The organism is Rhizobium sp. BK456 (assembly GCF_014194045.1).
Classification (GTDB): domain Bacteria; phylum Pseudomonadota; class Alphaproteobacteria; order Rhizobiales; family Rhizobiaceae; genus Rhizobium; species Rhizobium redzepovicii.
The window spans coordinates 40960-49505 of sequence record NZ_JACIAO010000020.1; the positions used below are offsets into that span (position 1 = coordinate 40960).

At 61.2% G+C, this 8546-nt stretch carries 9 protein-coding genes and 1 pseudogene; 5 read left to right on the forward strand and 5 right to left on the reverse strand.

From position 1 onward, the window contains the following. Window positions 1-121 precede the first annotated feature (121 nt). The gene (locus tag FHX03_RS33350) at window positions 122-1438 is read right to left on the reverse strand and encodes an MFS transporter (RefSeq protein WP_097629778.1); all 1317 of its coding nucleotides are present in this window, start codon (window positions 1436-1438) and stop codon (window positions 122-124) included. Window positions 1439-1678: 240 nt separating this feature from the next. On the opposite strand from FHX03_RS33350, the gene FHX03_RS33355 reads away from it, so the two are divergent. Together FHX03_RS33355 and FHX03_RS33360 are read left to right on the forward strand one after the other, a co-directional pair. Continuing rightward, on the forward strand, window positions 1679-2677 hold the full coding sequence (locus FHX03_RS33355) for a LacI family DNA-binding transcriptional regulator (protein ID WP_097629779.1): 999 nt from the start codon (window positions 1679-1681) through the stop codon (window positions 2675-2677). 16 nt (window positions 2678-2693) lie between these two features. After that, window positions 2694-3362 carry an aldolase gene (locus tag FHX03_RS33360; protein ID WP_183782351.1) on the forward strand — a complete coding sequence of 223 codons (669 nt, stop codon included), beginning with the start codon at window positions 2694-2696 and terminating at the stop codon, window positions 3360-3362. 60 nt (window positions 3363-3422) lie between these two features. On the opposite strand, the gene FHX03_RS33365 is transcribed toward FHX03_RS33360, so the two are convergent. From FHX03_RS33365 to FHX03_RS33375, 3 genes are all read right to left on the reverse strand, one after another. Further along, window positions 3423-4466, reverse strand: a complete 1044-nt coding sequence (locus FHX03_RS33365; RefSeq protein ID WP_183782353.1) for a tartrate dehydrogenase — start codon at window positions 4464-4466, stop codon at window positions 3423-3425. Window positions 4467-4678: 212 nt separating this feature from the next. Next, the gene (locus FHX03_RS33370; RefSeq protein ID WP_097629788.1) at window positions 4679-4879 is read right to left on the reverse strand and encodes a hypothetical protein; all 201 of its coding nucleotides are present in this window, start codon (window positions 4877-4879) and stop codon (window positions 4679-4681) included. A gap of 549 nt (window positions 4880-5428) precedes the next feature. Next, a complete protein-coding gene (locus FHX03_RS33375) occupies window positions 5429-5740 on the reverse strand; it encodes a hypothetical protein (protein ID WP_131711836.1) in 312 nt (103 codons plus the stop codon). 255 nt (window positions 5741-5995) lie between these two features. On the opposite strand from FHX03_RS33375, the gene FHX03_RS33380 reads away from it, so the two are divergent. Genes FHX03_RS33380 through FHX03_RS33390 form a run of 3 tightly spaced genes read left to right on the forward strand, consistent with a single transcriptional unit; the run spans window position 5996 to window position 8407 of the window. Then, window positions 5996-6901, forward strand: coding sequence for a LysR substrate-binding domain-containing protein (locus tag FHX03_RS33380; RefSeq protein WP_183782356.1), 906 nt, complete (start codon window positions 5996-5998; stop codon window positions 6899-6901). A 55-nt stretch (window positions 6902-6956) separates the two neighbouring features. Continuing rightward, entirely contained in the window at window positions 6957-8087 is a 1131-nt protein-coding gene (locus tag FHX03_RS33385; protein ID WP_183782359.1) for an HPP family protein, read from the forward strand. Window positions 8088-8128: 41 nt separating this feature from the next. After that, entirely contained in the window at window positions 8129-8407 is a 279-nt protein-coding gene (locus tag FHX03_RS33390; RefSeq protein ID WP_183782361.1) for a DUF6522 family protein, read from the forward strand. A gap of 42 nt (window positions 8408-8449) precedes the next feature. On the opposite strand, the pseudogene FHX03_RS33395 reads toward FHX03_RS33390, so the two are convergent. Next, window positions 8450-8546: pseudogene (locus tag FHX03_RS33395) on the reverse strand (electron transfer flavoprotein subunit alpha/FixB family protein); the annotation flags it as partial.

The window sequence follows — 8546 nt, forward strand, 5'->3', positions numbered from 1 at the left end:
AGTCCCGGAGGGGCCTTAGAGCGCCGTGCGTCCATAAGACACGCTAAGGACGCTCTAACATTTTGAATTTGCGCATAATCCTTTGCGAAAATCGATTCCGATTTTCGGGGGATGCGCGCGTTCAGCGATTGACGGTTTTGGCGGGAACCGTCAACACGGCGAGCGAGCCGATGATCAACGCAGCCGCCAGCAGATACATGCCGGCGCTGTTGGTGCCGGTGAAGTCCTTCAGATAGCCTACCAGAAATGGCCCTAGGAAGCCGGCAAGGTTGCCGACCGAGTTGATCCAGGCGATGCCGGCCGCTGCACCCGTGCCGGCAAGAAAAGCTGTCGGGAGCGACCAGAAGAGCGGGGCGCAACTGATGGCGCCTGCGGCGGCGAGCGAAAGGCAGACAATCGAGATCGTCGTGCTGGTCGCTATCGTCGCCGCGACAAAACCACCGGCGGCGACGACGGCCGGGACGACTAGGTGCCACCGGCGTTCGCGCAGCCTGTCGGCCGAGCGCCCGAGGGCCAGCATGACGACGAATGTGCAGATATAGGGAATCGCGGAAATCAGGCCGATATTGAGGTTTCCGCTGACGCCTGAGGCTTTCACGATTGAAGGCATCCAGAAATTCAGGCCGTATTGCCCGAGCACGAAGCAGAAATAGATCAGGCACATCAGCCAGACGCGGCGGTCGGTCAGCGTTGCGGCAATGCTGTGCGGGCTGGTTGTCTTGACCCGGTTCTCCGCTTCGATGTTGGCCGTCAGCACGCGCTTTTCCTCATCGTTCAGCCATTTCGCGTCATGGATCGTATCATCAAGATAGAAGAAGGTCGCGACGCCGAAAAGAATGGCCGGAACGGCTTCGATCAGGAACATCCATTGCCAGCCGGAAAGGCCGTGCGTGCCATGGAAACTGTCCATCAGGAGACCCGAAAGCGGATTGCCGAAAATGGCGGATATCGGGATCGCGGACATGAAGGTCGTGATGATCCTGGCGCGGCGATCGGCCGGATACCACGCTGTGAGATAGAGAATGATGCCGGGAAAAAATCCGGCTTCGGCAACGCCCAGTAGGAAGCGCAGCACATAGAAGACCGTTTCCGATGAGGTGAACATGAAGGCGGCGGAAATGATGCCCCAGGTGACCATGATGCGGGCAATCCACATCCGGGCGCCAACCCTGTTCATGATGACGTTGCTCGGCACCTCGAACAGAAAATAGCCGATGAAGAAAATGCCGGCGCCGATGCCATAGGCAGCTTCCGAGAGGCCGAGTTCGCTCGACATCTGCAGTTTGGCGAAGCCGACATTGACGCGGTCGAGATAGGCAACCACGTAGCACAACATTAAAAACGGCACGATGCGCCAGAACACCTTGGCATAGGCGCGGTCTTCCGCCGTCCGTGCGGGAAGTGCGCCAACGGGCGGCGCCTGTGTCTGCAGAGTCATGATTTTCTCCTCCTGTTGTTGCCGCGGTCTCCTGTCGGTCCTCCCGCAGCACGCCAAGCCATTTTTGGCAGCGCTGCCATTCTTACTAATCCATTTTGGCAGCGCTGCCAACAGCAAATTGGTAGCGCTGCCAAAAAATCCTTGCTTCTTTATGGGAGCGGTGAAAAATGGTGGCAGCGCGGCGGTTGCCGGCGGACATACCGGCAGACCATTCCAATAGAGCTTGGGTTCGGACATACGATGGAATTCAAACCGCAGGTGACGGTGACGCTTGCCGAGGTTGCGGAGGCAGCCGGTGTTGGCGAGAGCACGGTGTCGCGCGTGCTGCGCAATCACGGCTCGTTTTCCGGCAAGACGCGGGAGCGGGTGATGGCTGCGGTTGAGCGGCTGGGCTATGTGCCGAACCGGATCGCCGGGACGCTGGCCTCCACCGGCTCGCGCCTGGTCGCCTTTGTCATCCCCTCGCTGTCCAACATCGTCTTCCCCGATGTGCTGCGCGGCGCCAGCGCCGTCCTGGAGGAGAACCGGTACCAGGCGGTATTCTCCGTCACCGACTATGATCCGGGTAAGGAGGAGGCGCTTGCCGCTGCGATGCTCGCCTGGCGGCCGGCGGCGGTCATGCTGGCGGGATACGAACATACCGACGGGACAGTGAAGATGCTGCGCGCCAGCGGATGCCGGGTCGTGGAACTGCTCGATCTCGACGGAGATGCACTCGATATCGCGGTCGGCTTCTCGAACCGCGCGGCCGGGCGGGAGAGCGCTGGCTTTCTGCTGAAGCGGGGCTATCGCCGGATCGGCTATGTCGGTCACGATCTCAATCGTGACACCCGCGCCGGCAAGCGGTTTTCAAGCTTTTGCGAAACGCTGGAGGCCGGCGGCGTGCCTCTCGTCGCGCGCGAAATACTCGCCGGCGCTTCGTCGGTGGAAAACGGCAGGCTGGGGCTGGAGCGGCTGCTTGCCCGGACGAGGGATCTCGATGCGGTTTATTTCTCCAATGACGATATGGCGCTCGGCGGCTATTTTCACTGTCTGGCCGAGGGGATCGCTATCCCTTCGAAGCTTGCCATTTTCGGCTATAACGGCCTCGATATCGGCCGGGCGATGCCGCAGCCCTTGTCGACCATCCGAACGCCGCGTGTGTCGACCGGACAGATCGCCGCGCAGCTGGTCGTCGCCAACGCGCCGCCCCAGGCCGTCGATCTCGGTTTTGAGCTGATCGAAGGCGCAACCGCGTAATCTTGGAGGAAATGTCATGTCCGACGCGCGCCAGCGTGAAGAAATTTGCCGATACGGCCGCTCGCTGTTTGAGCGCGGGCTGACGCCCGGTTCGTCGGGCAACATATCGTTGCGGCTCGATGATGGCGGCTGGCTGGTGACGCCGACCAACGCCTCGCTCGGTTTTCTCGATCCGGCACGGCTCTCCAGGCTCGATGCCGAAGGCCGGCTGCTCTCCGGCGACAAGCCGACCAAGGAAATTCCGCTGCATACCGCCCTCTACGACACACGCGGCAGCGCCCGCGCCATCGTCCACCTTCACTCCACGCACGCGGTGGCGCTGACCATGCTGCCGGAGATCGATCCGCGCGCCGCCTTGCCGCCGATGACCCCCTATTATCTCATGCGCGCCGGCGAAACCGCTCTGGTGCCCTATTATCGTCCCGGCGATCCGGCGGTGGCCGACGCCATCCGCGGGCTGGCAGGCAAGTATTCGTCGGTGCTTCTGGCCAATCACGGACCCGTCGTTGCCGGCGATAGCCTGGAAGCGGCGGTCTTTGCGACCGAGGAACTGGAGGAAACGGCAAAGCTCTATCTGCTGCTGCGCAACCTCAATCCCCGTTATCTCAGCCCGGGACAGGTGGCAGATTTGGTCGACACGTTCGGCCTCGACCTTCCTTCGCATCACGATCACGACGACCATTGAACGGCCCAAACCGGATTCAGGTCGGGCGACCCAATCCGCTCACTTCGTCCGCATCTTGTCCTAATCGAGCGCCGAAATCACCGATGCCGTGATTGCGTCCGTCTTGTCCCTGCCGGGACTTGCACCGATGCCGCGTGCAGTCGTTGCCTCGATTGCGGCCATCACCTTGCCGGCGGCGCCCGTTTCTCCCAGGTGCTCCAGCATCATCGCGCCCGACCAGATGGCGGCGATCGGATTGGCGATGCCGAGATGGGCGATATCCGGCGCGGAACCGTGGACGGGCTCGAACATCGACGGCGCCGAGCGATCGGGATTGATGTTGGCGGAGGCTGCAAAGCCGAGCCCGCCCTGGATGGCGGCGCCAAGGTCTGTCAGGATGTCGCCGAACAGGTTGGAAGCGACGACCACATCGAGGCTCTCAGGCGCCATGACCATGCGGGCGGCCATGGCGTCGATATGATAGCTGCTCACCTCGACATCGGGATATTCAGCGGAAAGCCTTTCGGTGGTCTCGTCCCAGAAAACCATCGAATATCTCTGCGCGTTGGACTTTGTGACCGAGGCAAGCTTGCCGCCCCGCGCCCGCGCTTGTTCGAAGCCGAAACGCAGGATACGCTCGACGCCCTTGCGGGTGAAGATCGAGGTCTCCACGGCCACCTCGCTGTCGGTCCCCTGATGGACGCGGCCGCCGGCGCCGGAATATTCGCCTTCGGTATTTTCACGAATGCAGAGGATGTCGAAGTTCTCCGACCGCAACGGTCCCTGCACACCCGGCAGCAGCCGGTGCGGGCGGATATTGGCATATTGCACGAAAGCCTTGCGGATCGGCAGCAGAAGCCCGTGCAGCGACACGGAATCGGGCACTTTGCGAGGCCACCCGACGGCGCCGAGCAGAATGGCATCGAACGAGCGCAGCGTTTCGATGCCATTGCCAGGCATCATGCTGCCGTTCTCCAGATAGTAGTCGCAGGACCAGGGATAGCTTGTCGTCACAAGCGAGAATCCGTTCCGCGCAGCCGCCTTTTCGAGCACGGCCTTGGCTGCCTCAGTGACGTCGCGGCCGATACCGTCTCCTGGGAGAAGGGCGATCTTGTAAGTCTTCATGGCAGGTCCTCTCACCGGCTGATCAGCACATTCTTGCTCTGCGGGTTGCGCCGTGCCGGAATGACTGTAGAGGAAGGCTCCGACTTTATTTGCCGAAAGCGGCCGGGATTTGGTCGATTGTTGGGTTTGCGCCGGCATCGCCAGTGCATTCTCTCGAGCGATCTGGATCGACGGAAATCGATTGAGCGGGATTCATCGGCGGTCGGTCGGATTCAAGCGCCGGGATAGACGGGCGTGGAGGCCTGAGCCTGCCGGCGTTCGGATTCGGGGCGGAACGAGCGGTATTGCCAAAGACCGTCCGGGGATTGCCGCCGGTAGACGGTCTCGAGCCAGAACACGGTGTCGTCGATCGGCAAGACCGGATGCCAGGCGTACCATTCAGACCAGATCTTGCCGGCCTGTTTGCTCTCCATGGTCATTGTTCAACTCCGCATGCTTGGAGGCGTTCATGAGATCGAAAAGCAGGCCGTGAAAGTTGCTGCTGTCGCCGCTCACGGAACGTTTCTTCTCGTTAGATGGGCCCCTGATCCCATCAGCGGATTTATTCCTCAGTGAAGAATAACAATGAAATATCATTCTTCAATAGAGATTGTTTTCCCGCGCTGGGTGAAAATTGCTTGACTGTATCGCGGCGCGTTCATGGCTGTCAATGTATATCGTAATACGATATATTCAAAGAGCGCCGATCGTTGAGGAGTGAGCTTCATGGAAATCCGATGGCATCCCGTATTGCACCGCCCTGCTTTATCCCGCCGATGAGGCGTTTGAAAATCTCAGGCAGAGGGTTCATGCCTTGCTTGATAGTGGAGACGCAGGCCGCTGGGAGCTTTTGCGGGCGGAGTGGCGGTATGATGTGGCGCTGCTCACGAATGATTTTCGTCTTTGGATGCAGCATCTCGACAGAGGCTTCGATATCGCCAAATAGGCGAGTATTCGATCGTCGCCTGGAAAAACCGAATGGCTCAGTTGATCGAACGAAAGCCGAGATAGACCGCCAGGCTGATGGCGGAGAGGGCGATCGTCAGTTTGGGTCGGGCATCGTCGAACATGGCTGCCAGCAGCAGGCCGAGCGACAGGATGGCGGATGTCGCCCAGAGATTCTGATCGGAGACGGTAAAGGCCAGCGCCCCCAGAAAAACGGCGCTTGCGACGATCGTCACGGGCGCGGACTTCTCGGCGAGATCGCCTCCCGGGAGATAGGGCAGGAGAAAGCGTCGCATGCTCAGGCCGGAAGCGATGCTGAGAAGAAGACAGGTCAAGACAAGATGCGCCATGGGGTCGTCGCCGATCGATCTGCAGATGGAATTGCCGATGCAAACCCCGTGCCAGCTGCAAACACCGCAATTCCCGCCAAGTGGCGGCAATATCGGCCGCCCGTGGCTATTTCCTCGGCGCCGCGTTGTTTTTTTCGGCAACTGTTCCCTCTTCGCTTGCGCCGGCAAATTATATCGCAATACGACTTGAGTGGCGGCGATGATTTTTGTATGGAGAATTATCTTTCTCCATAATTCTGGAAACGAGATCTTTCATTGGACCTTTCGTCGCTCGAAATATTCCGCGCGGTCGCCGGCGATCGCAGCGTTACCAAGGCTGCCAAGGCGGTCGGTCGGGTGCCGTCGAATGTGACGACGCGCATCCGGCAGCTGGAGGACGATCTCGGTGTTTCCCTGTTCAGCCGTGACGGCAAGAAGATGACGTTGACGCGGGAGGGGCAGACGTTCCTGGCCTACGCCAACCGGCTGATGGCGCTTGCACTCGAAGCGCGCCAGGCCGTGCGGCCTCTCGCCCCGTCGGGAACATTGCGCGTCGGCACCATGGAAAGCACGGCGGCGAGCCGGCTGCCCGCGGTGCTGACGCAATTCAACCGGATGTGGCCTGATGTGTCGCTTCATCTGACGATGGGCGCATCCCGCGATCTCGCCCGCGCCGTCGTGGCCGATGCACTGGATTGTGCGCTGATTGCCCGCCCGCCGAAGGCGATGCGCGGGGAAGAGTTGAGTTTCGAGGCCGAGCTCAAGGCGCTGGCGATGGAACCGGTCTTTGTCGAGGACCTGTTGATCGTGCTGCCATCAGGGCATCCCGCCGTCAAATCCGCTGCCGACCTGCGTGTCGGGTCGATTGCCGCTTTGGAGCCTGGCTGCACCTATCGCCGGATCGCCGAAAACTGGGCGCGCAAATCGACCGCCATGCCGACGAGCGAGCATGGCTCCTACCATGCGATACTGGCGAGCGTCGCGACCGGCAACACCGCCGGCGTCATACCGAGATCCGTTCTCGACCTCATGCCCTGGCCGACATCCGTCCAGACCCATCAACTGGGACCTGTCGAGACGCTGCTGGTCTACCGCAAGAACGATCGCCCCAGCGCCTTTAACGCCTTCCACGAAGTCCTCAGCGCGACAAAAGGCAGGGATATCAGGCTTGCCACAAACTAGCCTTCATGCCTTCCCTCAGTCCGCCAGATAATCCTCGCTCAACATTGGTCTTGTCATGCAGCACCCCGTTTCCCCGAAGGTGGGACCGAGCCGCTTCCGTCGCTTCCGTCTGTTTTCACCGATTCTGGCCGGCGCGACCTTACGCGAGCGGCTGATCGCATGTCTCGGCGCTTTGCTGGCCATCGGCCTTACCGGCGTCATCAGCGGCTATCTCTTCGGGCAGGGGCCGCACCTTCCCCTGATCGTCGCGCCGATGGGGGCATCGGCGGTGCTTCTTTTCGCGGTGCCCGCGAGCCCGCTTGCGCAGCCGTGGTCGATCATCGGCGGCAATACCATTTCCGCCCTGATGGGAATCATTGCCGCCTATTTCATCCGCGATCCGATCATCGCGACCGGCGTCGGCGTGTCGCTTGCTATCGGCGCCATGTCTTTCACGCGCTGCCTTCATCCGCCGGGAGGTGCTGCGGCGCTGACCGCCGTTCTCGGCGGCCCCGTCGTCGCCGGCTGGGGTTTCCTCTTTCCCTTCGTGCCGGTCGCCCTGAATTCCTGCCTTCTTGTCGGTCTCGGCCTGCTGTTCCACAAGCTTTCCCGGCGGAACTATCCGCATGTCGTTCCAAAACCCGCTGAGAACACCCATCGCACGATCGACCTGCCGTCCGCCGTGCGGGTGGGTTTTCGTGAGGAGGATGTCGATGCGGCCCTTGCAGCGCTCGACGAAACCTTCGATATCGATCGCGCCGATCTCGGCCGGCTGCTGCAGCAGGTCGAGCTGCAGGCGGCAATCCGCTCAAACGGCAAGATCAGCTGCGCCGATATCATGTCGCGCGACGTGATCGCCGTCGGCGAAGCTGCGGAACCGGATGCCGCACGGCACCTGCTTTTGAAGCACAATATCCGCACGCTGCCGGTAAAGGACCCGGAGGGCCGCCTGATCGGCAGCGTCGGCTTGCGGGAATTGTCGACCAGCATCGATACGATCGCCGGCGCAATTTCAAAACCGGCGGTGGCAAGGCCTTCGGACCCGGCCCTGTCGCTGCTTCCCATTCTGACGGACGGGCGCACGCATGCCGTCATCATTGTCGATGACGATTACCGGATTCTCGGCCTGATATCGCAGACCGATCTCCTCAGCGCAGTGGCGCGGCTGCTGCCGAACGACAGCGCTCCGATCTCGGCGGTGGCCTGAACTTTGGTCGTGGATTGTCAAGCAGAGGGAGGAATGAGCCGGTGTTGATCGAGCGCGATCCGAATGGGGATTTTATCCTGGACTCATCCGAACTCGCGGAACGGTTCGGGCTGTCCCTGGCCGATCTCCGCCGTCACATGCGACATGGCTCACTCATCAGCACCGTGGAAATCGGCACGGCTGAACACGAGGGTACCAAACGGGTGTCGCTTCGGCTCGGCAACAGGCTTTGGCGCGCGGTACTGAATGATGCGAACGAGGTGCAGCACGAACAGATGACCGTGCTTCGGGGAAAATCATCCGAGCGAAACCCGGGCTGACCCCATCCATCATGAGGAGCGGCTCTAATGCCGCCGCTCTATTCAGAGCGCCTTTTCCAGTTCCGGCAGGGCTTCGAACAGATCGGCGACGAGGCCGTAGTCGGCGACCTGGAAGATCGGCGCCTCCTCGTCCTTGTTG

What these genes read in the sequence shown, in the direction of transcription:
- FHX03_RS33350 (WP_097629778.1), bottom strand. Translation starts at nt 1,438, where the DNA reads ATGACTCTGCAGACACAGGCGCCGCCCGTTGGCGCACTTCCCGCACGG.
- FHX03_RS33355 (WP_097629779.1), top strand. Translation starts at nt 1,679, where the DNA reads ATGGAATTCAAACCGCAGGTGACGGTGACGCTTGCCGAGGTTGCGGAG.
- FHX03_RS33360 (WP_183782351.1), top strand. Translation starts at nt 2,694, where the DNA reads ATGTCCGACGCGCGCCAGCGTGAAGAAATTTGCCGATACGGCCGCTCG.
- FHX03_RS33365 (WP_183782353.1), bottom strand. Translation starts at nt 4,466, where the DNA reads ATGAAGACTTACAAGATCGCCCTTCTCCCAGGAGACGGTATCGGCCGC.
- FHX03_RS33370 (WP_097629788.1), bottom strand. Translation starts at nt 4,879, where the DNA reads ATGGAGAGCAAACAGGCCGGCAAGATCTGGTCTGAATGGTACGCCTGG.
- FHX03_RS33375 (WP_131711836.1), bottom strand. Translation starts at nt 5,740, where the DNA reads ATGGCGCATCTTGTCTTGACCTGTCTTCTTCTCAGCATCGCTTCCGGC.
- FHX03_RS33385 (WP_183782359.1), top strand. Translation starts at nt 6,957, where the DNA reads ATGCAGCACCCCGTTTCCCCGAAGGTGGGACCGAGCCGCTTCCGTCGC.